The 26340-nt window shown below is 67.8% G+C and carries 19 protein-coding genes; 3 read left to right on the top strand and 16 right to left on the bottom strand.

Features of this window, described 5'->3' with window-relative positions; all coding sequences use genetic code 11:
* Nucleotides 1-222 precede the first annotated feature (222 nt).
* Together ettA and N7367_RS12335 are read left to right on the top strand one after the other, a co-directional pair.
* Nucleotides 223-1887, top strand: a complete 1665-nt coding sequence (ettA, locus tag N7367_RS12340; RefSeq protein WP_005415249.1) for an energy-dependent translational throttle protein EttA — start codon at nt 223-225, stop codon at nt 1885-1887.
* An 84-nt stretch (nt 1888-1971) separates the two neighbouring features.
* Nucleotides 1972-3288, top strand: a complete 1317-nt coding sequence (locus tag N7367_RS12335; protein WP_053518892.1) for an NCS2 family permease — start codon at nt 1972-1974, stop codon at nt 3286-3288.
* 41 nt (nt 3289-3329) lie between these two features.
* Here the strand turns inward: N7367_RS12335 and bcsZ are convergent, their stop codons facing one another.
* The 13 genes from bcsZ to N7367_RS12270 all read right to left on the bottom strand — a co-directional run bounded on the left by bcsZ (nt 3330) and on the right by N7367_RS12270 (nt 22550).
* Complete coding sequence (gene bcsZ, locus N7367_RS12330; RefSeq protein WP_279942483.1) at nt 3330-4466, bottom strand: cellulose synthase complex periplasmic endoglucanase BcsZ; 1137 nt, start codon at nt 4464-4466, stop codon at nt 3330-3332.
* Entirely contained in the window at nt 4450-8031 is a 3582-nt protein-coding gene (bcsC, locus tag N7367_RS12325) for a cellulose synthase complex outer membrane protein BcsC (protein ID WP_279942482.1), read from the bottom strand. The genes bcsZ and bcsC overlap by 17 nt, the downstream gene beginning before the upstream one ends.
* Complete coding sequence (gene bcsB / locus N7367_RS12320) at nt 8028-10403, bottom strand: cellulose biosynthesis cyclic di-GMP-binding regulatory protein BcsB (RefSeq protein WP_081279777.1); 2376 nt, start codon at nt 10401-10403, stop codon at nt 8028-8030. The genes bcsC and bcsB overlap by 4 nt, the downstream gene beginning before the upstream one ends.
* On the bottom strand, nt 10400-13027 hold the full coding sequence (gene bcsA / locus N7367_RS12315; RefSeq protein WP_065175829.1) for a UDP-forming cellulose synthase catalytic subunit: 2628 nt from the start codon (nt 13025-13027) through the stop codon (nt 10400-10402). The genes bcsB and bcsA overlap by 4 nt, the downstream gene beginning before the upstream one ends.
* On the bottom strand, nt 13024-13779 hold the full coding sequence (gene bcsQ / locus N7367_RS12310) for a cellulose biosynthesis protein BcsQ (protein WP_279942481.1): 756 nt from the start codon (nt 13777-13779) through the stop codon (nt 13024-13026). Before bcsQ ends, bcsA begins: the two co-directional genes overlap by 4 nt.
* Nucleotides 13776-13952: a cellulose biosynthesis protein BcsR gene (gene bcsR, locus N7367_RS12305; RefSeq protein ID WP_080375313.1), complete on the bottom strand. Its 177-nt coding sequence runs from the start codon at nt 13950-13952 to the stop codon at nt 13776-13778. The genes bcsQ and bcsR overlap by 4 nt, the downstream gene beginning before the upstream one ends.
* Nucleotides 13952-15589: a cellulose biosynthesis protein BcsG gene (gene bcsG, locus N7367_RS12300; RefSeq protein ID WP_279942480.1), complete on the bottom strand. Its 1638-nt coding sequence runs from the start codon at nt 15587-15589 to the stop codon at nt 13952-13954. Before bcsG ends, bcsR begins: the two co-directional genes overlap by 1 nt.
* The gene (gene bcsF, locus N7367_RS12295) at nt 15586-15765 is read right to left on the bottom strand and encodes a cellulose biosynthesis protein BcsF (protein ID WP_111186324.1); all 180 of its coding nucleotides are present in this window, start codon (nt 15763-15765) and stop codon (nt 15586-15588) included. Before bcsF ends, bcsG begins: the two co-directional genes overlap by 4 nt.
* Nucleotides 15762-17300, bottom strand: coding sequence for a BcsE family c-di-GMP-binding protein (locus tag N7367_RS12290; protein WP_065175833.1), 1539 nt, complete (start codon nt 17298-17300; stop codon nt 15762-15764). The genes bcsF and N7367_RS12290 overlap by 4 nt, the downstream gene beginning before the upstream one ends.
* A 215-nt stretch (nt 17301-17515) precedes the next feature.
* Nucleotides 17516-18550, bottom strand: coding sequence for a fimbrial protein (locus N7367_RS12285; protein WP_128989097.1), 1035 nt, complete (start codon nt 18548-18550; stop codon nt 17516-17518).
* Complete coding sequence (locus N7367_RS12280; protein WP_345781896.1) at nt 18541-21105, bottom strand: fimbria/pilus outer membrane usher protein; 2565 nt, start codon at nt 21103-21105, stop codon at nt 18541-18543. The genes N7367_RS12285 and N7367_RS12280 overlap by 10 nt, the downstream gene beginning before the upstream one ends.
* Before the next feature lie 91 nt (nt 21106-21196).
* On the bottom strand, nt 21197-21925 hold the full coding sequence (locus tag N7367_RS12275; RefSeq protein WP_053518872.1) for a molecular chaperone: 729 nt from the start codon (nt 21923-21925) through the stop codon (nt 21197-21199).
* A gap of 85 nt (nt 21926-22010) precedes the next feature.
* A complete protein-coding gene (locus tag N7367_RS12270) occupies nt 22011-22550 on the bottom strand; it encodes a fimbrial protein (RefSeq protein WP_053518870.1) in 540 nt (179 codons plus the stop codon).
* 454 nt (nt 22551-23004) lie between these two features.
* Here N7367_RS12270 and N7367_RS12265 point away from each other — a divergent pair, with 454 nt between their 5' ends.
* Nucleotides 23005-23370 (top strand): hypothetical protein, encoded by a 366-nt coding sequence (locus tag N7367_RS12265; protein WP_053518868.1) that lies wholly within the window; start codon nt 23005-23007, stop codon nt 23368-23370.
* On the opposite strand, the gene pncB is transcribed toward N7367_RS12265, so the two are convergent.
* The 3 genes from pncB to N7367_RS12250 form a co-directional block, all read right to left on the bottom strand.
* Complete coding sequence (gene pncB / locus N7367_RS12260) at nt 23367-24548, bottom strand: nicotinate phosphoribosyltransferase (protein WP_053518866.1); 1182 nt, start codon at nt 24546-24548, stop codon at nt 23367-23369. The two genes, N7367_RS12265 and pncB, sit on opposite strands and share 4 nt — an antisense overlap.
* 73 nt (nt 24549-24621) lie before the next feature.
* Nucleotides 24622-25461 carry a glycosyltransferase family 2 protein gene (locus N7367_RS12255; protein WP_065182821.1) on the bottom strand — a complete coding sequence of 280 codons (840 nt, stop codon included), beginning with the start codon at nt 25459-25461 and terminating at the stop codon, nt 24622-24624.
* Nucleotides 25458-26309, bottom strand: a complete 852-nt coding sequence (locus tag N7367_RS12250) for a glycosyltransferase (protein ID WP_279942477.1) — start codon at nt 26307-26309, stop codon at nt 25458-25460. Before N7367_RS12250 ends, N7367_RS12255 begins: the two co-directional genes overlap by 4 nt.
* Between the last annotated feature and the right edge of the window lie 31 nt (nt 26310-26340).

The following is a 26340-nucleotide window of genomic DNA, read 5'->3' as shown; positions in this document are numbered from 1 at the left end:
CCATATTGCGCACCGGATCTGAACCGTTTCCGGCTGGAAACGCTTCCCGCTTCAGGACTGTGACGGCGATTCAGGCCGCGGCCAGCCCGGCCGGCTCCCCGTGGCGCGGCGGGTAACCGGTTCCGGCTATAATTGGCGGTATTCCATTCAAGTCTGTGCCCGCTGCCGCACCGGGAAACCTCCCGTGACGGTCGGGCGCAGGGTCGCGCCTACGGAGACCTCATGTCCTCGCAATACATCTACACCATGAACCGCGTGTCCAAGGTGGTCCCGCCCAAGCGGCAGATCATCAAGGACATCTCGCTGTCCTTCTTCCCGGGCGCGAAGATCGGCCTGCTGGGCCTGAACGGCGCCGGCAAGTCGACCGTGCTGAAGATCATGGCCGGCGTGGATACCGATTTCGAGGGCGAGGCACGCCCGCAGCCGGGCATCAAGGTCGGCTACCTGGCGCAGGAACCGGAACTGGACCCGAACAAGACCGTGCGCGAGTCGGTCGAGGAAGGCGTGGGCGAAGTGCTGCAGGCCCAGGCTGCGCTGGAGGCGGTGTACGCCGCCTACGCCGAGGAAGGCGCCGACTTCGACGCGCTGGCCAAGGAACAGGAGCGCCTGGAGGCGATCCTGGCCGCCGGCGACGCGCACACCCTGGAAAACCAGCTGGACGTGGCTGCCGATGCGCTGCGCCTGCCGCCGTGGGATGCCAAGATCGCCAACCTGTCCGGCGGTGAAAAGCGCCGCGTCGCGCTGTGCCGCCTGCTGCTGCAGAAGCCGGACATGCTGCTGCTGGACGAACCGACCAACCACCTCGACGCCGAGTCGGTGGAATGGCTGGAACAGTTCCTGGCGCGCTACACCGGCACCGTGGTGGCCGTTACCCACGATCGCTACTTCCTGGACAACGCCGCCGAGTGGATCCTGGAACTGGACCGCGGCCGCGGCATTCCGTGGAAGGGCAACTACACCGAATGGCTGGTGCAGAAGGATGAGCGCCTGAAGCAGGAAGAAAACCAGGAAAAGGCCCGCCAGAAGGCGATCCAGAAGGAGCTGGAGTGGTCGCGCCAGAACGCCAAGGGCGGCCGTTCCAAGGGCAAGGCCCGTCTGGCCCGCCTGGAAGAGCTGCAGTCGCAGGATTACCAGAAGCGCAACGAGACCAACGAAATCTTCATCCCGCCGGGCGAGCGCCTGGGCAACATGGTGATGGAGTTCAAGAATGTGTCCAAGAAGTTCGGCGACCGCCTGCTGATCGACAACCTGTCGATGCTGATTCCGCCGGGCGCGATCGTCGGCATCATCGGCCCGAACGGCGCCGGCAAGTCGACGCTGTTCAAGATGATCACCGGCCAGGAGAAGCCGGATTCGGGCGAGATCGTGATCGGCCCGACCGTGCAGCTGTCCTACGTGGACCAGAGCCGCGACAAGCTGGAAGGCAACCACAACGTCTTCCAGGAAATCGCCGGTGGCCTGGACATCCTCAACATCAACGGCATCGAGATCCAGTCGCGCGCCTACATCGGCCGCTTCAACTTCAAGGGCCAGGACCAGCAGAAGATGGTCGGCTCGCTGTCCGGTGGTGAGCGTGGCCGCCTGCACATGGCCAAGACCCTGCTGCAGGGTGGCAACGTGCTGCTGCTCGACGAACCGTCCAACGACCTGGACATCGAAACGCTGCGTGCGCTGGAAGACGCGCTGCTGGAGTTCCCGGGCAACACCTTCGTGATCTCGCACGACCGCTGGTTCCTGGACCGCATCGCCACGCACATCATCGCTTTCGAAGGCGACTCGCACGTGGAGTTCTTCCAGGGCAACTACCGCGAGTACGAGGAAGACAAGAAGCGCCGCATGGGCGATGACGCTGCGCCGAAGCGCCTGCGCTTCAAGGCACTGAAGTAACGCAACAGGAAAGGCCGCGCTCGCGCGGCCTTTCTCCTTCTGTGGGTCGCCCGCTTGCTGGGAGACACCTTCACGAGAAGCCCCATGTCCCTGTTCGAACGCCTGTTCCAGCTGCAGCAGCACGGCACCACCGTGCGCACCGAGCTGCTGGCCGGTGTCACCACCTTCCTGACGATGTCCTACATCGTCTTCGTCAACCCCGAAATCCTCGGCACCACCGGCATGGATGCGGGCGCGGTATTTGTCGCCACCTGCCTGGCGGCCGCGCTGGGCTCCACGGTGATGGCGCTGGCAGCCAATTTCCCGGTCGGCATGGCTCCGGGCATGGGCCTGAACGCGTTCTTTGCCTTCACCGTGGTCGGCGCCGCCGGCCTGCCCTGGCAGCAGGCGCTGGCGGCAGTGTTCATCTCCGGCCTGGTGTTCCTGGTGCTGTCGCTGACCGGCGTGCGTGCCTGGCTGGTATCCGGCATTCCTTCGTCACTGCGCTCAGCCATCGTCGCCGGCATCGGCCTGTTCCTGGCCATCATCGCCCTGCAGAAGTCCGGGGTGATCATCGGCAACGAGGACACGCTGGTGGCGCTGGGCCCGCTCAACACCGCCCCACCGCTGCTGGCACTGGCCGGCTTCCTGCTGATCGCCGTGCTGGAGGCGCGCCGCATCCGTGGTGCGATCCTGATCGGCATCCTGGCGGTCACTGGGGCCGGCTGGGCGCTGGGCGACGTGCAGTACCAGGGACTGGTGTCCCTGCCGCCAAGCCTGGCGCCGACCTTCCTGCAGCTGGACCTGCCGGGCCTGCTGCACCACGACGGCGGTGCCCCCATCGCGGTACTGCTGCAGGTGGTGCTGGTGTTCGTGCTGGTGGAGGTGTTCGATGCCACCGGCACGCTGTACGGCGTGGTCGGCCGCGCCGGCCTGCTGAAGCTGCCAGGTGCGCAGAAGCGTTTCGGCCGTGCACTGCTGGCCGACAGCACGGCAATCGTCGCCGGCTCCATGCTGGGCACCAGCAGCACCACGGCATTCGCCGAAAGCGCCTCGGGCGTGCAGGTGGGCGGCCGTACCGGCCTCACCGCCCTGGTGGTCGCCGCGCTGTTCCTGGCCGCCCTGCTGTTCTCGCCGCTGGCCTCGATGGTGCCAAGCTACGCCACCGCACCGGCCCTGCTGTTCGTTGCCGGGTTGATGCTGCGCGAGCTGGTGGAAGTGGACTGGAGCGACCTCACCGAATCGGTGCCGGCGGCCCTGTGCGCGCTGGCGATGCCGTTCACCTACTCCATCGCCAATGGACTGGCTTTCGGCTTCATCGCCTACGCCGCGCTGAAGGCCGGCACTGGCCGCTGGCGCGAGGTGCATCCGGCGGTGTGGCTGGTGGCCGTGCTGTTCGTGCTGCGCTTCGCGCTGGAGTAATCAGGGCAGGGGCCCGCTGTCACGGCGGGCTGGTGGTGTACTCATCGCCATGCCGGTCGCAGCTGGCCATCCACGCCGAAACGCCAGCGGCCCTCGGCCCAGCCCCGGCCGAACAGGGCCAGCATCTGCGAATAGTAGGCCGGTGCCTCGGCACGCTGCTGTTCCGGGCTGGGCAGGCTGGCCAGCAGCGACTTCGCCAGCCCCTGCTCGCGCTGTGCCAGCACACAGGGCAGTACAGCCGCGCGGAAACCATAGTTGCCTTCGCCCTGCCCCTGCCCGCTGCGGGTATCGACCTTTTCCCAGAGTGCCGCACCGCTGCGCAGGCGCTGCAGCGGACCGGACAACGCCGCCAGCTGCCGCCGGAACAACGGATCGCGCGGGGCCGTCATGCCTGCCCACGTGTAGCAGCGGATCGCATCGTAGCCGCCCACCGCTCCGTTCACCGGATCGACCACGAAGCGCCCCTGCTGCCACGCCGCCCAGTCCGGTGCATAGCCATGCGGGCTGGTCTGCTCCAGCAGCGTGGTCGCGTTGTCCGCCAGTTCCGCCCAGGGCCCACTGCGATCGGCCGCGGCAAAGCGCCGCAGCAGCGGCAGCGGCAGATAGCTGGGATTGACCCGGGTCGCATCGCCTTCGACGAATCCCTGCGGTCCCGGCAGCAGCATCGGGCCGAGACCGGGCAACTGCACGACTTCCCTTTCCCGCACCTGCCCCAGCATGCCCCCGGCGATGGCCTGCAACGCAGGACGGTGCCAGAGCCGCCCCGCTTCGAGCAGGGCGTAGGCCAGCCAAAGATCGGAATCGGACGCCGGATTGTCGTCCAGTGCGCGCCAGCCGCCCTTGTCATCGCGGCCCCACAGCCAGGCCGGCAACCGCTGCCGCATATCGCCCCCGGCCAGGTTGTCCTGGGTCCAGCCCAGAACGCGATCAAACAGCGCCTGATCGTTGTCGACCAGCGCGAAGAACAACGCATACGACTGCCCTTCCGACGTACTGCGCTGGTCGTCCTGGCTGCGATCGATCATGCGTCCGTCGTTGCTGAGGCTGCTGTCCAGCAGCACCTGCCAGGCCGGCCAGCGCGGCGCTGCGAGCGCACGCCCTGCGCCCATGGCCAGCAACGGCAAGGCGGCCGTCGCCTGCAGCAGTCGGCGGCGTTGCGGGTCAGCGGAACTCGCCATAGGGCACCAGTGGCGACACGGGCAGCGGCAGGTTGCCCTGCCAGGGCTTGAAGGTATAGCGCAGATAGAGCTGGAATGTGTTCGGCGAGAAGTCACGGCTGCGCTGCAGGGTTCCCGCCGCACCCAGGACGATGTGATCGCCCAGCCGCCGCTCCACGGCCGCGTAGAGCCGATAGCCGGTGCCGGTGCTGCGGCTGTCGCCGGTGTACAGGCCAGCCTCGTCCAGCGCGAGAGCACCGTACTGCGGCTCCAGCTGTGCCACCACGCGCTCGATCAGCGCCTGGTCCGGGAAGCGGCTGATCGACGCCGTACGCGCGCTGGAAACACTGACCGACCCATCCACCCGCAGCGACCACAGATCATTGCGCCAGGCAAAGCTGGCCGGCAGGCTCAACGAGGCATAGCGCTGCGGGCTGTAGTAGCCGCCCTGGCCCAGCGAGTAGCCGCCCAGATCCTTCTGGTAACGCCAGTACATGGCCGTGGTGCCGACGTCCAGGCGCATGTCCGTACGCTGGATCAGCTTGTGGTACCAGCCGACCATCGCACGCGCACGCGTGTTGTCCGCGACGTTGTGACCGGTCAACCGGTGCCAGCTCCAGTTCGACCAGACGCCATTGCGTCCGCCCTCATCGAAGCCCAGGCTGAAGGTGATGCCATTGGCGGTCACCCCACCCCAGGCAATGCCGCTGCGAGGATCGTAGGCACCGGCCTGTGACAGCAGGGAGTTGGTCATCGGCCGCCGCGACAGCGTCGCCCCCCAGCCGAGACGGCCCAGATCGCCATTGGCGGTGATGCCTCCCAGCCAGTTGCCGATCACATAGTGGGACGGCGTATGGCCAAGGTCGACATTCCAGCGATCGTCCAGCGTGCGCCAGCCGGCCGCGAACCCTGCGCCGGAACTGCGCCGCTGATGCACGAAGCGGGTACATCCCGGGGCCTGCAGCCGGGAGCCGTCGGCACGCAGCAGCGACAGGTCGCAGCTGCCGAAATCCTCGTCGTAAGTGCCGTCGGCGCCGGTGCGGAACCGCCCTGCGTCGAAGTGCACCTGTTCGATGCGCGCCCAGCCGAGCCCGCCTGCAAACGGCGCATCCAGATGCGCGATGCGGGTGTCGCGCCCGAGGCGGGAAATGCCGGGCGTTCCGTCGCTGCGACGACCGGTATCCTGCATCACCGTCAGCGTGGGATTTTCCTGCTGGTACAGCGTTTCCACGTCGCTGCGCAGGCTGCGCCGCAGCCAGTCGTCCCCCGCGGTCTCGCGGCTGGCCAGGGTCAGCGCGCGGTTGTCGCGCGGCTGTGCCTGCGTTGCGGCCAGCAGGCCGTTGTCGGCCATCGCCTGCGCGTACATGTCCAGCGCCTGCTGCGGATCCTCGCGGCGCACCAGTCGCGCTGCGTCGCGCCAGGACTGTGGATCCGGACCGTCCCTGCGGGCCAGCAGCGCGCGCAGGATCGCCAATGCCTTGGCGTCCTCGTGCAGGTCGGTCCAGATGCCGGCCAGCTGGCGCTGCTGGCCGAGCGCATCTTCGGCGACCACCGGGGGCGACAGCCGCATCTGCCGCCGCGCGATGTCCAGATCACCGGCACCGATCCAGGCCTGCACCTGGCCAAGCTGTGCATCGACGTTGTCCGGCTGCTCCGCCAGTACCTGCTGGTAATACTGCAGGGCCTGCGGGTGGTCGCCGCGCAGGCGCGCCCAGTCGGCCAGCAGCAGGTTGTTCTCGGCACTGGCCGGTTGCTGTTGCAGCAGGGCGATGGCTTCCGGCTCGCGTCCCTGCGCACGCAGCGACCAGAGATGATCGATGAGCTGCTGCCGGCGCAGCCGTGCGGACAGTGCGCGGATATCGTCATCCCATTCCGCCAGCGGCACCGCGTCCAGCACTGCCAGTGCCTGCGGCAGGCGATCGGTGCCGGACAGATACAACGCCTGCGCGTAGCGTGCTTCAGCGCTGTCATTGCGCGCCACCATGTCCGCGACCACCGCATCGGCCTCGGCAGGCCGACCCGCGGCCTGCAGCTCAACGGCCAGGGCACGGGCGAGCCACGCATCGGCGCGCAGCTCCACGCGCAGCTCATGCCCGAGCGCAAGGGCGGCCTCCGCATCGCCGGCCGCCAGGGCCTGCTCACGTCGTTCGCGCAGGCGACTGATCCGCAGCTGACGCAGATCCTCGGCGTACAACCGGCGCTGCGCGGCCGGCAACGCATCGATGAAGGTCTCCAGACGCTGCGGATCGGTCCTCCCATACAGCTGCACCAACCTGCGGATCACGTTGGCATCGTTCGGCGCCATCCGCCTCGCGGCCTGCAGCTGGCGTTCGGCCGAGGCGTCGTCGCCACGGGCCACGGCAACATCCACCTGCCCCAGCCGTGCGTTGACCTCGCGTGGCTGCTGCCGCCGCGCCTGCGCGTACAACGCATCCGCCTCGTCCAGCCGACCGGCACCGAGTGCGGCATCGGCCTGGTCCAGCAGCAGCCAGTAGCGCGTACTGGCAATGAGGTCGCGCCATTTGTCGCTGCTCTCGCCGACGGGCGTGGCCTGGATCGCGCGTTCGAACAGGCTGATCGCCGACGCGCGACGGCCCTGTCGCATCTGCGCCATGCCCAATCCGCCCAGGAAGGCGGCTTCGCGCGGATAGGCCCGCAACGCCTGCTGGAAGGCACGTTCGGCCTCGGCATCGCGCCCGCGTTCAAGCAGTTGCTGGCCACGCAGACCCGCCCGCCAGGCCGGATCACTGACCTGCCTGTGCTGCTCGGCATAGCGCTCGCGCACCAGGGCGATGTCATTGAAGGTGGGATTGCGGGTGATGAACTCCTGCAGGCGACGCACGCCGCGCTCATCGGCGGGCTGGTCCTGCAGGTACGCCCACTCGGCATCGGCAGCCAGCCCGCGGGCGTCGGGGTTGCGGCCCATGCGCCGCAGCGCGTCGAGCGCTTCATCGTCGCGACCGGCCGCGAACAGCAGCTGCGACAGCGTCTGCAGCAGCCCGGTGTTGCCTGGATACGCCTGGTCCAATGCGGTCAGCTCCCGGATCGCCAGCGCGCGGCCATCCGCCTGCGCGCCACGCAGACGCCAGTACTCCAGCCCCAGCTGCAACCCCGGAGGCGCGTCATTGAACAGGCGGCGGTAGATCGCCAGCGCATCGGCACTGCGGCCACCGGCTGCGAACAGACGTGCCTGCTGCAGCTCCTGCTGCAGATCGCCCTGGTAGGCCTGCCAGAGGCGATCACCCGCAGCGAGTTCGCGACTGCCCGCACCGACCTGCCGCAATCGTTGCAGCGTCGCGGTCGCATCCTCCACCTTCTGCTGCGACAACTGCACCTCCAGGATCGCCAGCAGGGTGCCACGATCATCCGGTGCCAGCATGCGCAGCCGGGCCAACGCATCTTCGATCAGACTCTGGCGCCCGGTCGCCTCGCCGATGCGTACCTGCTGCAACAACCACTGCCGCTGCTCGGCCGCAGTGCCGCCGGGCATTTGCGGCAGCGCCTGTGCCGCGCATGCGCCGGTCCCGGCCAGACCCAGCAGCACCAGCCGGGACGCCATCAGCAGCGGCGGCGAGGTCCGGCTCATTCCTTGCCCGCATCCAGGCGCCGCGCGGCGACCCAGCGCAGTGCACGCCAGAGCAGGAAGGCGACCATCAGCACCACCAGCGTGGCCAGCACGGCCAGCAATGCCGGATGATCGGCCAGGTGATACCACAGCAGCAGCCACCACGGCAGCGCGCCCACGTAGTAGTGTTCGCCCACGAACTGGCTGTTGATGCCGGAACTGCGCAGGATCGCCACCGATCCCGCAATGGCTTCGCGCTTGCCGGTGTCGCTGAGTGCATCATCGAGCAGCTGATAGTCGGCCGGATGGCTGGCCGCCAGCGAGACGATGCTGCGTTGTGCATGGCGGGGCGACTGCAGGCCGACGATGGCCGCGAAGGGCGCCTGTGCGGTGACCGCCACGCGGGTGACCGCAGGATCGCCCGCGCGGCTGCCGCGACGGGCCTGCTGCACCGCCAGCTCCGGCGATGACCACTGGCCATTGAGCAGGCGCGTGCGTTGATCGTCGATCAGCAGTGACAGCTGCTGGCTGCCGCGCAGCTCATCCGGCAACGCGCCCAGGACCAGCAGGTCCGCATCCAGCGCACTGGCCTGTTTCCAGTCCGCGGACAGGCGCAACCCGTAGGCCGGGTACCCACTCTGCACGCCCAGGCCTCCGATCAGGTTGAGCAGCAGGCTGACCTGGGCCTCGCTGGCGGACGGCGGCACCAGCACCACGGTTTCAGACAGGTCCGCCATGCGTGTGAACGGGAAGCCGCTGAGCGCGAACGCGGACAGGTCCGGCAACCCCATGTAGTGATGGAAGCCGGAGAAGTCGATGGTCGAATCCTCCTCGATGGCCGCCTGCAGGTTGGGCGGCAGCACGGTCTGGCAGTGGTCGCGCTGGGCACTGCCCATCACGCTGGCAAAGTTGAAGTCGAACCGCAGCTGGTTGCGGTCACCCAGCTTCAGCGCCGGAATCAACAGGCGGCCATCGTCGGCGCCGGCATCGCCAGCGAGCACAGGCAGGCGGATTTCCGCCACACCCTGCTTGCCGGTGCGGCGCACCAGCGGGAAGCTTGAAATGAACTGGTCGTTGATCGCCACGCCCAGCCGCGACTCATCACTGCCAAACGGCGGCGTGTAGCGGTAACGCAGGTTCAGTGGAATGCCCTGGTTGCGCCAGATGAACAGGTCCGGTGGCAGGTTGAGATTGACCGTGATCGGCTGCGGCGATACCCCGTTGGCATGCAGCTGCTGCGGATAGTCCAGCAGCTCGGCCAGGCGCACCGCGCGATCGGTACGCACCCAGTTCGGCGCGTCGTACGGCCTGCGTGGCGCCAACGGCTTCATTTCGTCGATCGCGACCTGGCGGCCGCGGAACAGGACATTGCCGGCCGCCATCGCCGAAACGGCCTTCTGCAGGTCATCGTCGTTGCGGCCCAGCACCAGCAGCAGCTTGCGCTGCGGATCCTCGGGCAGGGCCATCAGCTCGATCACCGGCCCCTGCACAGGCGCGTGGTTGGCGATCACCGGCGGGAAGCGGCCATTCACCGCCAGCACGACCGCGTGGCCCTGCTCGGGCAGGGTGCCGAAGCTCACCGGGAAACGGGCCTGCCGCCACCATCCCGCCAGGCTGCCGAAATAGGACGCCATGACCGCCGCAGCCCGCTGCTGCGCCAGCGTGGGCGCCGCTGCAAACACCACCGGCAGTTCCAGCCGCGCGGTGTCGCGCGGATCGAAGAAGGGCAGCGGGAAATTGGCCAGATCATCCTGCATGTCCAGCGGCTGGCCGCCCAGCCTCAACGTGCTGTTGCTGGAGAGGTTGACCCACAGCGAGCTGTGCGTGGGTTCTTCGCAGATGTCGGTGTAATGGCCGACGAATTCCAGGCGGACCTGATTGAAATCAGCGATCAGGCGCGCATCCAGCGGCAGCTTGGCCTGCACGGGGCGTCCCAGCTGGTCGTTGCTGATCGGTACCACGCCCATCATCGCGTCGTTCAGATAGACCCGCAGGTGCGACAGCGTCGGCAACAGCGACGGCGAGGGTGTGAAGCTCAGATCCAGTTCCGCTTCGCGCGCGAGGCGATCGCGGCGCACCTGGAATTCGAACGTGGTGCTGTTGCGGACGCCGGACAGCAGCGTGTCCTGGCGGCGGCCAAGCTGTGCGAAGGTGCTGTGCCGTTGCCAGGGCCAAGCGCTGCCGGCCCAGGTATCGGGCAAGGCCGGTTCGCCGCGCGGCGCGGGCACCGATGCTGCTGTGGTCGGGGTCGGTACCGCAACCTGCGCGGCCGGGGCATCCGGCGTTGAACCGGTGGCAGGCGCCGGCACGGGTGCTGGAGCGCCATTGCCGGACACCACTGGCAGTACCAGCAACGGCAGCAGCAGCCAGCGCAGAGAGGTCGGGATGCTCATGGACGAAGCCCTGGGTCAGCGGCTGGGTCAGCCGGGTGGGAGGGAAGCGGACGTTGTGGTGCGAAACTGGCCAGCCAGCGCAGCAGGCGACCGCTCCAGTGCACGGGGCGGTCGAGATCGAACGGCGTGAAGTCGCCCATCCGCCGATAGCCTTTCCAGCCCAGCACCAGCACGCTCCACAGGCTGCGTGGCAGGCTCTTGGGCTGGTAACCGGCATGCCAGTCCAGCCACGCATCGGCGCGGGCGAATGTGCATTGGGCGAACTCCACGCGCTGGCGCTCGTTGTCGAACTGCAGCAGCAGGCCAAGGCGATGGCCGACGCTGCGCTGTACCCGAGCCGGGAAGGCGAACTCGCGCCGGCCACGCCCGAGCAGCAGGTGTACGCGCGTGCCTTCGGCCAGTTGCGGATCCAGTCCCAACTCCAGGCCGACGCCATCGTTGGAATAGTCCTGCAGCACGCCCCGCAGGCGACGCCCATCGGGTATCTGCAGCGCCATCGGCAGGCGCGTGGTGACCCGGTGGGTGCGCCGCACCTGCTGTACCTCCGCCGCCACCGCCAGCGCGCCGCCGATGATCAGCAGGTTGTACAGCACCCACAACGAACTCACGACCACGGTGCCGCGCTCATCGGCGGGCCCCTCGATAAAACGCCACACGGCGAAGCACAGTCCCAGCACGTTCAGCAGCGCCAGTACCAGGTAGGGGCGCGCCACCCGCCAGTCGAAGCGGTCACCCGCCTGCGTGCCGCCCTTGTCGGTGACATTGAACTTGCCACGTCCGGGACTGAACAGGGCCACGGTGGTCGGCCGCGCGATGTACCAGGCCAGCACGGTTTCATAGACCTCGCCCCAGAACGGGCGGCGGTACCGGCCCTGGATGCGCGCGTTGGTCAGGCTGGCGTGGGCCATGTGTGGAACGACAAACAGCAGGATCGCCAGCGCGGGGGCGTAGATGATGTAGACATGCAGCAGGAGGAAGGCCAGCGGCGCGGTGAGGAACACCAGCCGCGGGATGCCCGCGAGGAAGTGCAGCATCGCATTGGCGTAGCAGAAGCGCTGGAACAGGCTCAGGCCCTTGCCAAGCAGTGGATTGTCGATGCGGAAGATCTGCACCATGCCGCGCGCCCAGCGGATGCGCTGGTTGACATGCGCGCCCAGGCTGTCGGTGGCCAGGCCGGCCGCCTGCGGAATCCGAAGGTAGGCCGAGTTCCAGCCCTGGCGATGCAGGCGCAGGGCGGTATGCGCATCCTCGGTGACGGTCTCGGTGGCGAAGCCGCCGATGGCATCGATGGCCTCACGCCGCAGCACCGCACAGGAACCACAGAAGAATGCGGCATTCCACAGGTCGTTGCCGTCCTGCACCAGCCCGTAGAACAGCTCGCCCTCGTTGGGATCACTGCGGAACACCTGCAGGTTGCGCTCGAAGGGATCGGCCGAGAAGAAATGGTGCGGCGTCTGCACCAGCGCCAGCTTCGGATCACGCAGGAACCAACCGCAGGTGATCTGCAGGAACGAGCGCACCGGCAGGTGATCGCTGTCGAAGATCGCCACCAGCTCACCGTCGATCAGGGTCAGGGCGTGGTTGAGGTTGCCGGCCTTGGCGTGCCGGTTGTCGCTGCGGGTGATGTAGTTGACGCCGGTCTGCTCGGCGAAGGCACGGAACTCCTCGCGCTTGCCGTCATCGAGAAGGTGGATGCGAAGTCTGTCGGCCGGCCAGTCCAGCCCCATGGCGGCATGGACGGTATGCCGCACCAGTGACAGGTCTTCGTTGTAGGTGGGAATCAGCACATCCACCGTGGGCCACTGCCGGATGTCGGCCGGCAAGGGCGCCGGACGCCGTCGCAGCGGCCAGGCAACCTGTACGTAGCCCAGCATCAGCACCAGCCAGGAATACGTCTCGGCCACCAGCAGCACCAGACCGCAGACCAGGTCGAAGGTGCTGCTCCAGTTCAGGGTGGCGGTATAGCGCCACCAGAGATAGCGGCAGGACACGGTGATCGACAGCACCACCAGTACCAGCGTCGCATAGCGGCCGGGCATGCGCCGTACCAGCAGCGCGATGACCCATAGCAGCAGCACGAACACGAACTGCGCCAGGTAGCTGAAGGGCTGGGTGATGCACAGTGCCGCCAGACCCAGCGTAGCCAGACCAGTGAGCGCGGTCAGCGCCTGACGCGCGCGGGGCGGCAGGTGCTCCAGGCGCTGTGCGAGCCACGCCGCGAGGCGACTGTTGCCGACATCGGCAGGTGCATCACGCATCGCCCGCAGGTAGCGCAGGCGACCGCGTCCTGCCGCTCCGCGCAGCTCGGCGATGCGCTGGCGCCGGGCCTGGGCCAGGCGCTGGCGGCGCAGCGAGGTATGCGGAACCAGGCGCACCAGCGACAGCCATGCGGCCTGGATCAGCAGCCGCAGTGGATCTCCGGGGCGCCAGCGGCGATCACCCTGCAACTGCGGGAACGCACGCCGCAGCCGCGGCGCCAGCGCCTGCCACGCAGGTCCTTCCAGCCTCAACAGCGCCCAGCCCAGCGCCTGCAGCGACCACAGCAGCGCGCACAGTGGCCATGCGGCGTACACGCGCTCACGCAGCCGGTTCCAGTGCAGATAGTGGATGCGTGCGCCCTTCATCGCCCGTTCTCCCGATCCTGCCGCCGCGCCGCCTCGGCCAGGCACCACAATGCCAGGCCGGCGACGTCGGCAGCCGCCAGCGCATCGGCCGCATGCTGGCCCAGCGGCTGCTTGCTGGCCAACGCGGCCGGCACCCGCGCATCTTCGTGCAGAGGCTGAGGCACCAGCATCGACGCGTGCGCATGCAGCCAAAGCTGCATCAGATCGCGCTGCACCGGAACCGCCGGGTCATACCGGTTGGCCAGCAGACGGCGCGGATCGTCGTGCTGCCGCTGCAGGAAGACGTGGCTTGCCGGATCGACGCACGCCAGGCGCAACGGCAGCGTACAGCGCGCATATCGGTTGACCGCCGCCGCGTGTGCCGGCAGCCGCTGCGGCAGGTCGAACAGCAGCCAGTCGAACTGCGCCGACAGCACTGGCACGCGATCATTCCAGGTGTCGGGTGCCAGACTCAGCGCCTGCTCGATCTGCAGGGCTTCGGCCGCGCTGACACGGCCGTACGGCAGCACTGCCAGGCCCGGTGCGCAGGCGAAGGCCGCATCACGCCAATCGCGGCCGTCCAGCATCGCCCGCGCCCAGCCATCGGCCTCCCGTGCGGCCAACCCGACATGCAGGCCCAGCATCTGATCCGGACTGCACTCGACCAGCAGCACGCGCTGGCCCTGCGCATGCAGCGCCTGTCCCAACGCGGCCAGCACCGTGGTGACGCCTGTGCCGCCGTGCACGCCCTGCAGGGACAGCAGTACGCTCATGGCTGCCGCTCCAGCTCGGCCAGCAACGGCCAGCGTGCCAGTGCCCGGGCACGTTCGTTCTGCGCCGAGAAGTCCACGTAGGGCAACCCGGGCATGCCCAGGCTGCGACGCAGCAGATCGATGTCGTCCTCCTCCACCGAAAGCGTACTGGCAACGGCCAGGATGTCGGCCATCAGCGTTTGTCCTCCGGGTAGGGGTTCCAGGCCTTGCTTCCCTGCAGCTGCAGCCAGGGCTTGCCACCGTAATCGATGACCTTGGCGCCTTCGTTCTCCGACACCGAGGGCGTACGTGGCAGCCCCTGCAGCAGGCTGTCCCAGTCACGCGCTCCCGGCGGCGACTGCGCGTTCAGCGCATACACCCGCGACACCAGTTCGGAGAGGGCCAGATAGCTGCTGGGCTCGGGCACATGACGCGGCCCTCCGCTGGCCGGCGTGCCCATCCCGACCAGCTTGATGCCGACCGGCACATGGGTGATCGAAGGGCTCGGAATCTCCCGCATGCCGGGAATCTGCATGCGGTCGCCATGCAGCGCCGCGCCATGCTCGGGCACCACGACGATCATGGCGCGACGGCCACTGCGCTCCACCGCTTCGACGAAGCCTGCCATGTCACCCAGCACCATCTGCGCGCGGGCCTTGTAGTCCGCCGCGTTGGCACGACCGTCGGCGCCGACGATGCGGTTGCCGTCGTGCAGGGAGATCGTGTTGTAGAACAGCGCGACCTGCTGCGCCTGTTCGGCCTGGCGCTGCTTCCACCAGGCGTTCAGCACGTCACCATCGCGGCGCAGCGGCGACTTGTCGAACGCGACCAGCGCCCGGGGAAACGCGCTGATGTCCATCGGCCGTGCCTGCAACCCACCGTACTGGCTCAGTTCGCCGATGAAGTTGTCGAAGTGCCCATCGTGGTTCATCGCCAGCTCGCTCTGGAAACCCAGGCGCTGCAGGTTGGAGAACAACTGGCATTCGGCTGGCACCGGGTCGAACAATGCGGTGTGCGAGGTCTGTCCGCAGCTGGCGCGCAGCAGGCGGATCGCCGCCGGTCCGCTGTAGGCGGTGGCCGAGTTGAAATCGTCGAAGATCAGGTCCATGTGGTCCAGCAGCGTGTTCTGGCGCATGCCGACTTCGTCCAGATCACTCCATGCCAGCGAACAGATGTTGAGGATGATGACGTCGAACGGCGCAGCGCTGGCCGGCGCCGGGAACACCGTCTTCAGGCCCGACTGCTGTTGGTAGAAGGCCGCCAGCCAGGCATTGAGTGTCTCGTTGCTGGCCGGCGCAAGTGCACCGGCAGCGCCGGCAGCGGCGTCAGCACCGCCGGTCGCTGCGGTGGCCTGCGACGTTCCCCAGTTCAGGCCCGCCGGCAATGGCAGTGCCACCACCGCCATGCCCAGCATGCCCAGCACGCTCAGCGTCGTGATGCGCAGCCACGGTTTCAGCAGCAGGTAGGCAACCACCAGCAGCACCAGCACCGCGACCATCTGCCAGTTGATGAAGCGCTGCGCCAGCTCCAGCCAGTAGTCGGCGGAGAAATCGAGCACGCCCGGCTGTGCGAGAAGACGCTGGAAGGGCGGCCACCAGGTGTCCTGGTAGTAGAGCACCACGGCCACCGGCACGGCGACGGCCGTGCGTGTGATGCGTGCCCATCGCCACGGCAGTGGCACCAGCAGGGCGGCCAGGAACAACAGGTTGGGCAGGACCTTGAGGTCCAGCGCGCCCATCCAGGCCAACACCACTTTGGACAGGAAGTACAGGTTCCAGCCGCGCAGGTCCGACCAGACGAACGGCGATGCGGGCGTCGGCTCTGCGCTCATTGCGGCCTCCGCGCATCGCGCACCCGCACGCCCGCCCGCCGCAGGTGCCGTGGGGGCAGCCATGACGCTGCGCGGCGACGCACCGCGCGCCACAGCGCGCCCAGCATCACGCCGAACGGAATCATCACCAGCGCACAGGCCGCGATCAGCGTCCACAGCTGCTGGTCGGTTGTCATGCGGAATCTCCCAACCGGAACGGGATGGGGGCGTTGAATGCGACCTCGTTGACCGGGGCCGCGGGTTGCGGCAACGGAACGGCAGGGGCGGGCAGCGTCTCGGATTCGGAGTCGCTGCCGCGGGCATTCATCGCTGCGATGTCGTACTCGGCCAGGCGCTGGTAGCCATCGAACAGCTCGCGCCAGGGCAGCCGGTACAGGTTGGAGAGCGCCTGTTCGACCGCATCGCGGCGGCAGCCGAACAGGAACAGGCGGACCTGGCCGCGGTACACGCAGGCCACATCCCCCTGCCTGCGGATGTTCAACTGCTGCAGGGTCTGTTCCGCGCGCAGCCCGGCCACCGGCTGCAGCGCCAGCACGGCGCTTTCCACCGCGCTGCCGTCCTGATCGATGCGTTCGCCGACGATCTGCCGGAAGCGGTCGGCCGCCACGATTCCATTCACTTCCGGTGGCCGGTGGGCACGGATCAACGGTTCGGGGTCGGCCGCCAGCTGCCCCTGCCAACGCTGCCGCTGCACCGTCTCCAGCAGCGTCAGCAGCCGCGGCAGCGGAGTCGCCGCCGGCACCACCATGTTGCCACCGCACTGCAGCAGCAGGCGCTCGTCGGCGTAGCGCAGGCACGGTTGCACCTCGCGCACCACCAGCTTCAGCAGGTCGCCGCGCTCGCGGCGCAGCCGATGCAGCAGGCGTGCCAGTGTGTCCACCTGGTCGTTGCTGCGGATCGCCAGCACCACGGTGGCCTCGCGCGCCTGCAGCGCCGAAGGCAGCAGGTCCGCCCAGCCATCGTGGAGCCGCCAGGCGGGCGACAGCGGCGGAGCGCCTTCCAGCACGTCGGCCTCGGCCAGGTACAGATCACGATCGCCGCCGCTGGCCTCGACCGCAGAGAGCACGCTGTCCGCCTCTTCTGGCACGCGGCGCAACCCGCCTTCTGCCGCTTCGATCGCGAAGGCACGGCGGGCCACCACGCCATGGGCGTTGGCCCAGTAATGCAGCAGCAGCTGCAGCGCACCGCGGTGCGGATGCAGCTGGGCGACGCCGGAACAGGTCCGGTTCAAGGCCAGCAGGCGCGGCGCCAGGGTGGCCACTTCACCGTGGCAAAGCAGCAGCAGCACCGTACCGGCCTGCTCCGCCCAGGCTTGCAGCTGCCGGTTCCATGCCGCCAGCCGGGCATCGCTCCAGCCTTCCAGCGCCGCCAGCGGAAACTGCACCATGCACAGGCGGGTCGCGGCGGTGGCCGCGCGGGGAAGATCAACCGCCAGACCGCGCAGGGTCCGCTGCATGGCAGCGGCCGAGGAACGGAACAGACGCAACCGCGCCGGCCCCTCCCCCGGCGGCAGCTCGGCCAGCATCGCATCGGCGCCGCGCCCCAGCGTCGCCAGCACGGCGTCCTGCACGTCGCTGGCCGAACCCAGCACACCTGCGCCAACCAGGTCGGCCGGCGCGCTTCCGGCCGCGACGACCCAGTACAGCCCACCGCCGTGCATCTCGACGAACTCGGGCGGCAATCCGGCGATGGCAAGATGGGGCGCTGTCATGCCGGGTCCTTTCAGCGGACCTCAGCCGAGCCGACGCTGCGGCAGCGGAGGTGCTGTGTTGGGTGACTCGAATTTCATGACGCGCATCACATTCGTGCTGCGATACGTTCATGGCAGCTCCGATCTTGGTGTTTCCGGCATCAAGACGCAGTCAACGTCGCCTGCGGAACAGGCAACGTTGGGGTGCAACGCAGCGGTGGAACGGCCGTTGGCCGTTACTCGTACTGGATGGTGAAAGTCGCCTGTCCGTTCGCGACACCGGCACCGACGGTACCGGCCTGGGTCTGTACATAGCGGGCGCGCAGCGGCAGGGTCATGGTGCTGGTGCCCGGTATGGTGGTGCCGACATTGATCGCCTGGCCGAAGCGCACTTCGCGCTCGGTGGTGCCATCGCGCTGGACCATCTGGATGCCGATGCGGGTCGCGCTGTTGGCAGCCGCGCTGAGCTTCAGCACGCCCGGCATGTTGGAGCTGTCCTGGTCGGCATCCAGGCGGATGCCGATCTTGCTCTGGTAGGCAGCAACATTGCTGCCCTGGCAGTTCAGGCGGATGTCGAAGTCACGGTTGACCGCGCGCGAACCGACGCCGGTGAACGAGGTGTTGGGGACACTGCCGAAGTCCACCGCGATGTTGCGGCTGCCGGCGTCCACCTCGCAGGTCGGGCTGACCACGGTCGTGCCCGATCCCTTGAAGGTGGAGGTCAGCACCGGCCGGCTGGCACTGTCGCCATCGAAGTAATAGGTGGTGAAACGGCCATTGGGCGCGATGATGCCCGAACCTGTCTGCGCAGCGGTCTTGATCAGCTGGATGCGGAACTGGCCACCGATCAGCGAGATGGTCGCGTTGCCGTTGAAGTTGATCGAGTGAGGATAGTAGGTCTGGATGGCGCCGGAGTCGCGGAACAGGCGGATGCCCACGCCCGCCACGTCGGTTTCATAGACGTTGGAAAAGCCGGCCACCGGGCGCTTCTGTGCGGCATTGACGTACTCGCCGATGGAGCGACCGCCGGACCAGTCGCAGCGCGCGACACTGTTCTGCTGGTTGATCGCAACGCTGATCTCCTTGATCACGCCGCCAACCGGGGTGCTGGGCAGGATCACGATCTGACCCATGTCCATGGTCACGTCCTGCGCGGTGAACCCGCTGGTCTGGATGCGGCATGCGGCGCTGGCCTGCTGGGCCAGCAGCACGCCCCCCAGCACGGCCAGTGCGGCCAGCGCCTTGCGGCCACGGGAAAGAATCATCGGCATGCTGCCTCCAGCGGGATGAAGCCGGTCTTGGACGCATCGGCGCCCGCCGGAACCTGGTAATCGACGGTGCAGCGCTGGTCGGCGCCGGCGCCCCACTCCACCTGCAGTCGGCCGTGATCCTGCTCGCTGCGCACATACAGGCGGCCACCCTGGCTGACCATGCCCACCGGCTGGCCCTGCTCGTCCTTGACCTGTGCGCCAAACGGCAGGGTGCGGCCATCGGGATTGCGCACCTGGATCAGCAGCGCGTTGCCCTTGCGGGTATCGAAGCGCAGGTAGCTGATGGCACCGGCAAACGGTGCAACCGACTGGCTGCTGCTTTCCAGCTCGACGTCATGCGCCATGCCCTGCGGATCCAGGGTCACGGTGTTCAGGCGGTACGGCGATACGTACGGCACCACGGCGTAGCCGCGACCATCGATGCGCAGGCCCGGTGCGTTGGTCACCTGCGCGTCGCGCGCGCCCGGCGCCTCGACCAGCACCATGGTATCGCCACGCTGCGGAGTGAAGGTGACGCCGCCCGGATGCATGACCACGCTGCCGTTGGCGCCCACCGATGCCTGGCGGAAATCGCTGGAATGGCTGTAGGTCGCGTTCAGCGCGGTGTAGCGGCTGCGGTACTCGGCGTTGCCGACCGCGGTGGTGTTGCCCTCGCGGGAATCGGACAGGGCCACGCCGTAGCTGAAGTTGTTGTCGACGCCGGCCGAACCGGTGATGCCCACGCGGCTGTTGTCGTAGCCACCACGGTCACGCGCGCCCAGGTCGGCGCTGAACGACACCGGATGGGTCCCGCGGCCCAGCGGAACGCTCATCGAGAACAGGTACTGGGTGTCGGCCCGGCCGAGGATGCCTTCTTCGGTGCGCAGTGCCGAGAAACCGTAGTTCACCGAGCGCCAGGCGTTGTTGTAGCCCACCTGGTACTGCTTGGAGGTGCCGGAACGGTCGTAGAAGTCACGCACCGAACCGGTGACGTACAGCGCACCGGCACGGCGGCCCAGCGGCTGGTTCAGGGTCAGCTGGAACTGGCTGCGCTGGCGGCCACGGGTGGTCGGGTCGATGCCGCGATCATCCGCGTCGCGTCCGTACAGGGCGTCCTGCAGGCTGTAGTAGCCTTCGGTCGAATAACGATAGGCGGCCAGGGTCAGGTTGGTCCCGGTTTCGCCGATCATGTTGCTGTAGCTCAGGCGCACGCTGGCGCCGGTGTGGTCGCCGTAGTGGTTGAACGACGTACGGGCATGGGTGACATCGGCCGCGAACGCACCGATCCGGGTGGACAGGCCAATGCCGTACAGCAGTGAAACGTAGCCTTCGCTCAGCGCGCTGCCGCCGTACAGGGTCAGCTGGTTGCCGATGCCGCGCTGGTAGGTACCCTGCGCCAGCCAGGGTTCATCGCGCAGCAGCTCGTTGCGGACCTGGCCGGCGGTCACCGAGTAGCGGGAGACGCCTTCGCGCAGCATCTGCGGCACCGAACCGAACGGCACCTTGAACTCGCGGCGGCGGCCATCGGCCTCGATCACGCTCACTTCCAGGTCACCGCCGTAACCGGTCGGGTACAGATCGTCGATGACGAAGCTGCCCGGCGATACGGTGGAGGAATAGATCAGCTGCTGGTTCTGCCGGACTTCCACCCGCGCATTGGTCTCGGCGATGCCGCGCACCACCGGCGCGTAGCCGCGCAGCGAATCGGGCAGCATGCGGTCGTCACTGGCCAGGCTGGCACCCCGGTATCCGATCGACTCGAACAGTTCGCCGGTGGTGTAGGCCTCGCCCACAGTGAGCATGCCGCGGATCTTCGGGATGCCGCGCTGGGCGTAGGTGGCGATGCTCTGCCAGTGGCGGCCGTCGCCCTCGGTCCAGGTCAGGTTGGAATCGTGGCGGAACTGCCAGCCACCCAGGTTCAGGCCGGCATTCAGGCCCAGATAGGCGCTGCGGTTGCGCTGTCCGCCATCGACGCGGCTGTCGCTGTCGATGGCATTGAAGCTGTAGCCGACGAAGCCGGCGTTGATGCCACGGTCCCACAGCGCGGGGTTGACGTAGCCACGCGCTTCGCGGCGCAGGAACACCTGCGGGATGCTCAGGTCGTAACGCAGGTTGCCGCTGTCATAGACGCCATAGGCATTGGCCATGCGCTGCTGCACCGGCACGCACGTGGAGGTATCGGTCGGCACCGACGGATCCTGCTGCAGCAGCACCGCCTCGCTGTCCACGCCCATTTCCTCGAGCATCGGCAGCGCCAGGCAGGCATCGACGCGCCCCTGTGCATCCGCCTTGAACTGCACGTCGCGGCGGCCCTGCCAGGCGCCATTGACGTAGACGTCCACGCGATAGGTGCCGGCGACCATCGGATTGCCGTTGCTGAAGGCCGCCAGATCGACCTGCTTGGCCTGGCCGGAGAGGAAGCTGGAGTTGAACTGCGCCGACTCCGGCGCACGCGCGGTCGCCGCCCCAGTCTGCGCCATCAGCGCCTGTTCGCCGAGATTGGCCGGGGCAGCCAGCGCCCATCCTGGGCAGGCCACGCCGGCAGCCAACAGGCAAAGCGCCTGATGGATCGACAATGTCAATCTGTTTCCGATCACACTGACATTCCTTCAATTCGCCGCACGGCGGCGGTGGCGGGATGCGCAGGCCCTGGCCAGCGCGGCGCGTTCAGCCCCCGGTGCTGTCGAGGCGGACCTTGTGCTCCACCCGACCGCCGTAATCGTTGATGGTGATGAAGCGCACCTCGGTGGTGCCCGCCGGTGCGGCGAACTCCAGGTTCTGCTTCGGTGCGACCATCGTTCCCTTGTCCTCGACCGCCTTTTCGCTGCTGCCGGTCACGGCATGCACTTCGGCCAGGGTCACGTGGAAGGGGCTCGGGTTCTCCACCCGCAGGCGGTCACCGCTGCGGGTCCAGCGCAGGGCTGCCGGTGCGTCGTTGGCGACGCCCTTCAGGCCCTGCGGCCGATAGAAAAGCTTCAGGCGCGAACGGAACGCGACCTGCAGGTAGTTCTGCTCACCGTTCTCGGCGTTGTCCGGCGACGGCGGCACGTCCAGCACGTTCAGCCAGAACACCGACTCGCGATCGGTCGGCAGCTGCGCGCCGGAGAAGATCAGGCGCAGCGCCTGGCTGCGGCCCGGCTCGACGCGGCTGATCGGCGGCGTCAGCACGAACGGGGCATCACTGGTGTCGGCCGTCTGGTTGGCGTCGCCACTGTCGATCCAGGCCTGCACCAGCGCGGGCGAGTCGCCCACGTTGTCGACCTGCACGGTGACTTCGCGCGACTGCGCCGGATAGATCACACGCGTGCCATTGACCACCACGCCTGCCATGGCTTCCTGGCAGAAGAGCAGCGTCGACGCTGCCAGCAGCAGCGCCCGGGGAAAGAGAGCTTTCATCGGAAGTACTACGCTCGAGGTGTGGGGCCAGGGGCCGCGGAGCGCTGGCCGGCGCGTACGCCGGCCAGTGCGGGTACGGCGATGATCAGTTGTAGATGATCGTGTACTTGACGCTGCTGGTGACGTCGCCCGGGGTGGCGGCGGCAGTGGCGTAGTACTCGGCGTAGTAGTTCAGGTTGGCGGTGCCGTCGGTGGCAACGGTCACCCACTGCGAGTTGTCCTGGGCCAGACCGGTGCCTGCGGCCTTCACCGGCAGGAACTGGTTGTTCGAGCCCAGCAGCTGCAGCTGCACGTTGCCGGCAGCGTTGGCCGAAGCCTGGTTGATCAGGCGGCCGCTGTTGAAGTCAACGGTCGAACCCGGCTCGAAGTAGGTGGCGACGTTGCCGGCGCTGCACTTGGTCAGGTTGATGGCGAACGGGGTGCGGCCCGCGACGGCACCGGCGGTGGCCAGGGTGTTCTTGGACACGGTCGGCAGGGTAACGGCGAAGTCCTTGCCGCCCGGGGTCGAGATGGTGCAGGTCTTGTCGGTCACCTTGCCATTGAAGGTGATGGTGCCGTCGGCAGCGTTGGCGGCCAGCGGAGCAGCGGCCAGCATGAGAGCCGCGATGATGTTGATCTTGTGCATTGCTTTTACCTAACCCTACTGAAGAGATGGAAGTAGAGGAGGAAGCAAGGAGCACTGCCGGGCTTCAAGACCCATCCTTGCGTCTCACCTGTGGCCGGATTCGGACATACCTACCCCTGAATCCGTGACGCAAGTATATGCAGAACTGTGATGAAAGTCCCATTATTTTTCTGAACGATGGTTTATTGACGCCCCAAATGTGACGTGATAGGCACTTTTGGCTTGGCGGCCGATGGGGAGTTGGCGCGGACCGGCAAAGGTGGGGGAACGACAGCAGATGACGTCTTCGACCCGGTGGCGGGCGCGCCTGAAAGAGGCTGTTTTCAGGCGGCCAGCGCCTTATTTGATGCGCATCACTCTTTGTTGGTGATGGCCCTAGCAGATTCGGATTTTGCCTATTAAAGGCCGTCCGGAGCTGTCGCTAACTAGGACACACCGAACCAGAGAACGTGTCATGAGGACTTCCCTTCTGCTGTGCGTGGCCCTGATGTCCGTCAGTGCGCTGGCCCAGGCCAGCAGTGGCAGCATCCGGTTCAGCGGCCGCATCGCCGAGCCGGGTTGCACGACGGCCCTGTCCCAGGGCGAGCTGAGCCTGGCGGCCTGCCCGCCGTCGGCCAAGGGCTCGACGGTGGCGGTGACCGCGGTGGGCGACAGCCAGGCCGCGACGCTGCGCGATGGCAAGCGCCATGGCCAGCAGCTGGCCGTGTCGGCCAGCGCCATGCGCGTCGGCGACATCGCCTTCTCCGAGCGCTACCGCGTGGAAGCGCCGCAGCAGCAACCGCTGCGGGGCGCCTACCTGGTGGTGGTCGACTACCTTTAAGCCGGGTCCGGCAGTTCAAAGACCTGACGCAGGTAGGCCAGGTAGCCGGGGTCGTCGCACATGCTCTTGCCCGGCGAATCGCTGAGCTTGGCCACCGGCTGGCCGTTGCAGCGGACCATCTTGATGACGATGTTCAACGGCGTCGGGCCCAGATCGTTGGTCAGGTGGGTGCCGACGCCGAAGGCCACCTGGCAGCGACCGCGGAAATAGTCGTACAGGCGCATCACCTTGGCGATGTCGAGCCCATCGCTGAACACCAGCACCTTGCTGCGCGGATCGACCCGGCGCTGCTGGAAATGCGCCAGCATGCGGTCGCCCCAGTCGAACGGATCGCCCGAGTCATGGCGCACGCCGTCGAACAGCTTGCAGAAATACATGTCGAAGTCGCGCAGGAAGGCGTCCAGGCCGACCACGTCGGACAGCGCGATGCCCAGGTCACCGCGGTACTCGCGTGCCCATGACTCCAATGCCGCCACCTGCGAATCGCGCAGCCGTGGCCCCAGCGCCTGGAATGCCTGCAGGTACTCGTGCGCCATGGTGCCGTGCGGGGTCATGCCGTACAGCCGGGCGAAATGCACGTTGCTGGTGCCGACCAGCTGCGGGCCGAGCGCATCGCGCAGCAGCGGCAGCAGGCGCGCATGCCAGTCGCGCGAGTAGCGACGGCGGCTGCCATAGTCGGCGATGCGGCATTGCTCGAAGCCGGGGGTGTCGCGCAGCAGCGCGGCCTTGGCCTGCAGGCGGCGCTCGCCCTCGGCGAAGTCGGGCGTGGTGGTGTTGCGGAACCAGACTTCGTTGATGATGGCCAGCAGCGGTACTTCAAACAGGATCGTATGCAGCCAGGGCCCGGTGATGTCCAGTTCGATCTCGCCGGGCACCCGGGTCGAGGCACGCAGCTGGATGTACTTGCGGTCCAGGTGGAACAGGCCGAGGAAATCGGCGAAATCGGGCTTCACGAAGCGCAGGCCACGCATGTAATCCAGCTCGGCGTCGCTGAAGCGCAGGCTGCACAGGTGGTCGATCTCTTCATCGATCTGGTCGATGAAGCGGGCCAGGTCGATGCCGGGCGTGCGGCATTTGAACCGGTACTGCACCTGGGCGCCGGGGTGCTGGTGCAGCACCGCCTGCATCATGGTGAACTTGTACAGATCGGTGTCGAGCAGGGACTGGATGATAGGCATGAGGCGGATTATGCGCCCGGCGGGGTGAACCGGGGGGCCCGCCCATGCGCGCCGCCGCCGGACACGCTCGACACTACAGGGATCTGCGCAGCAGTCTCGGCACCAGCAGCAGCGCGTGCGCCCAGATCGCCCCCCAGACCGCCACCTGCACCAGCAACGAGCGCTGTGGCGCCTCGAACCTGCGGAAGTAACGCCACAATCCGCGGTGCTTGTGCCACTCGACGAAGAAGGGCCGCGAACGGCTGGACACGCCGCGCACATGGGTGACCTGCAGGTCGTTGGCGATCGCCACCACCGCGCCCGCCTCGCGCGCGCGCCGGCACAGGTCCAGGTCCTCGGCGTGCAACCGGTAACCGGCGTCCCAGCCACCGAGACGATCAAACAGCGTCCGCGGCATCAGCAGCAGCGCGCCGGACAGCGCCGGCACCGGCTGCAGCGTCTTTGCCGGATCGCGCGGAATAGCCAGTTTCGAGCCGCTGCCCGGCGAGCGCAGCATGGCCAGGAAATCCGGATCACGGCGGCGCACCGCCTCATCGGCATGACCGTGCTCATCCACCTGCTCGACCCCGAGCAGGCAGTCACCGAGCACGTGCGCGCGGTCGCGCAGCCTGGCCAGGGTTTCCGGCTCGACCATCAGGTCCGGGTTGATGAACGCCAGCCATGGGCTGTGCGAATCGGCCGCGCCCTGATTGTTGGCGGCGGCGAAGCCCGGATTGTCCGGGTTGCCGATGAAGCGCACGCGCGGGTCGTGGCTGGCGTGCCGCTGCACGATATCCAGCGTGCCATCCACCGAACCGTTGTCGATCACCCGGATTTCCGCCACATCCTGCGACTGGCGCAGCCGCGACAGGCAGGCATCGATGGTGCTGCCGCTCTGGTAGGTAACGACGATGGCGGCAATGGCGGCATTCAAGCGGTTGGCTCCGACGCGGACGGGACGAACAGATCGCCCTGTTCGCGCGGCATTATCGCCTGCCGCATCCGCTGCTGCAGGTCCGCGCGCAGTTCGTGCAGCGGATCGTGCATCAGGAAGTCGGCCAGGCGTGGCACCCAGCCAGGCCACCGCGCGGCCAACGCCTCCAGATCGCCATCGCGGCTGACCGCTTCGCCGGCGCGGCTGACGAACGCGTTCTCGCACAGCACGTTGCGCCAGCCCAGGCCCGCCATGCGCAGGCTCAGATCGACCAGCGCAGCGTTCCAGCCGGCGTAGCTTTCCACGTCCAGTCCGCCGGCACGGCGACGTGCATTGCCGCGCACCAGTACCGCATGCGTGACCGCCGATGGCAGCTCCGGGTGCAGGGTCGGCAGTGCGGCGCAGGTCTGCGCCAGCAGCGCAGTATCGATGGGCTCGGCATTGATCTCGCCCAGCCGGGGCCAGGCCGCGGTCTCGCCTGCATTGCACCAGGGCGTGGCGGTGGCAATGGCCGCATCGCGGGCGAAGGCGTCCTGCAGCTGCTGCAGCCATCCCGGCGCCGGTACGCTGTCCGGTGCCAGCACGGCCACATCAAGCCCCTCGCAGGCACGCAGCATTTCATCCAGATGGGCCACCTCGCCCAGCGGCCGGGCGCGGCGGGTGTACTCGGCCTGCAGTGGCGTGTTCGCCAGCCAGTGCTCGACGACCGCCTGAGCGCGTGGTCCGGTCTGGGCATCGTCGGCCAACCAGACCGCGGTACCCGGTGCCGTACCGGCATCAAGTGCGGCCAGACACCGGTCCAGCGCCGCATCGTCCACGCACAGCGGCAACAACACGATCGCCCCCATCCCGCCTCCGTGGTTGTCGGTGGCCACAGCG

This window comes from Stenotrophomonas sp. GD04145 (assembly GCF_029835135.1).
Lineage (GTDB): Bacteria > Pseudomonadota > Gammaproteobacteria > Xanthomonadales > Xanthomonadaceae > Stenotrophomonas > Stenotrophomonas maltophilia_P.
The sequence above is the reverse complement of the archived record's forward strand: the minus strand, read 5'-3'. Positions and strand labels throughout refer to the sequence as shown.

Excerpts from the sequence above, each read along its gene's own strand:
- bcsF (WP_111186324.1), bottom strand. The coding sequence starts at position 15,765 with ATGACAACCGACCAGCAGCTGTGGACGCTGATCGCGGCCTGTGCGCTG.
- bcsZ (WP_279942483.1), bottom strand. The coding sequence starts at position 4,466 with ATGGCGAGTTCCGCTGACCCGCAACGCCGCCGACTGCTGCAGGCGACG.
- bcsG (WP_279942480.1), bottom strand. The coding sequence starts at position 15,589 with ATGAGCGCAGAGCCGACGCCCGCATCGCCGTTCGTCTGGTCGGACCTG.
- ettA (WP_005415249.1), top strand. The coding sequence starts at position 223 with ATGTCCTCGCAATACATCTACACCATGAACCGCGTGTCCAAGGTGGTC.
- bcsQ (WP_279942481.1), bottom strand. The coding sequence starts at position 13,779 with ATGAGCGTACTGCTGTCCCTGCAGGGCGTGCACGGCGGCACAGGCGTC.
- N7367_RS12265 (WP_053518868.1), top strand. The coding sequence starts at position 23,005 with ATGAGGACTTCCCTTCTGCTGTGCGTGGCCCTGATGTCCGTCAGTGCG.
- bcsB (WP_081279777.1), bottom strand. The coding sequence starts at position 10,403 with ATGAGCATCCCGACCTCTCTGCGCTGGCTGCTGCTGCCGTTGCTGGTA.
- pncB (WP_053518866.1), bottom strand. The coding sequence starts at position 24,548 with ATGCCTATCATCCAGTCCCTGCTCGACACCGATCTGTACAAGTTCACC.
- N7367_RS12290 (WP_065175833.1), bottom strand. The coding sequence starts at position 17,300 with ATGACAGCGCCCCATCTTGCCATCGCCGGATTGCCGCCCGAGTTCGTC.
- bcsR (WP_080375313.1), bottom strand. The coding sequence starts at position 13,952 with ATGGCCGACATCCTGGCCGTTGCCAGTACGCTTTCGGTGGAGGAGGAC.
- N7367_RS12275 (WP_053518872.1), bottom strand. The coding sequence starts at position 21,925 with ATGAAAGCTCTCTTTCCCCGGGCGCTGCTGCTGGCAGCGTCGACGCTG.
- N7367_RS12270 (WP_053518870.1), bottom strand. The coding sequence starts at position 22,550 with ATGCACAAGATCAACATCATCGCGGCTCTCATGCTGGCCGCTGCTCCG.
- N7367_RS12250 (WP_279942477.1), bottom strand. The coding sequence starts at position 26,309 with ATGGGGGCGATCGTGTTGTTGCCGCTGTGCGTGGACGATGCGGCGCTG.
- N7367_RS12335 (WP_053518892.1), top strand. The coding sequence starts at position 1,972 with ATGTCCCTGTTCGAACGCCTGTTCCAGCTGCAGCAGCACGGCACCACC.
- bcsA (WP_065175829.1), bottom strand. The coding sequence starts at position 13,027 with ATGAAGGGCGCACGCATCCACTATCTGCACTGGAACCGGCTGCGTGAG.
- bcsC (WP_279942482.1), bottom strand. The coding sequence starts at position 8,031 with ATGAGCCGGACCTCGCCGCCGCTGCTGATGGCGTCCCGGCTGGTGCTG.
- N7367_RS12285 (WP_128989097.1), bottom strand. The coding sequence starts at position 18,550 with ATGCCGATGATTCTTTCCCGTGGCCGCAAGGCGCTGGCCGCACTGGCC.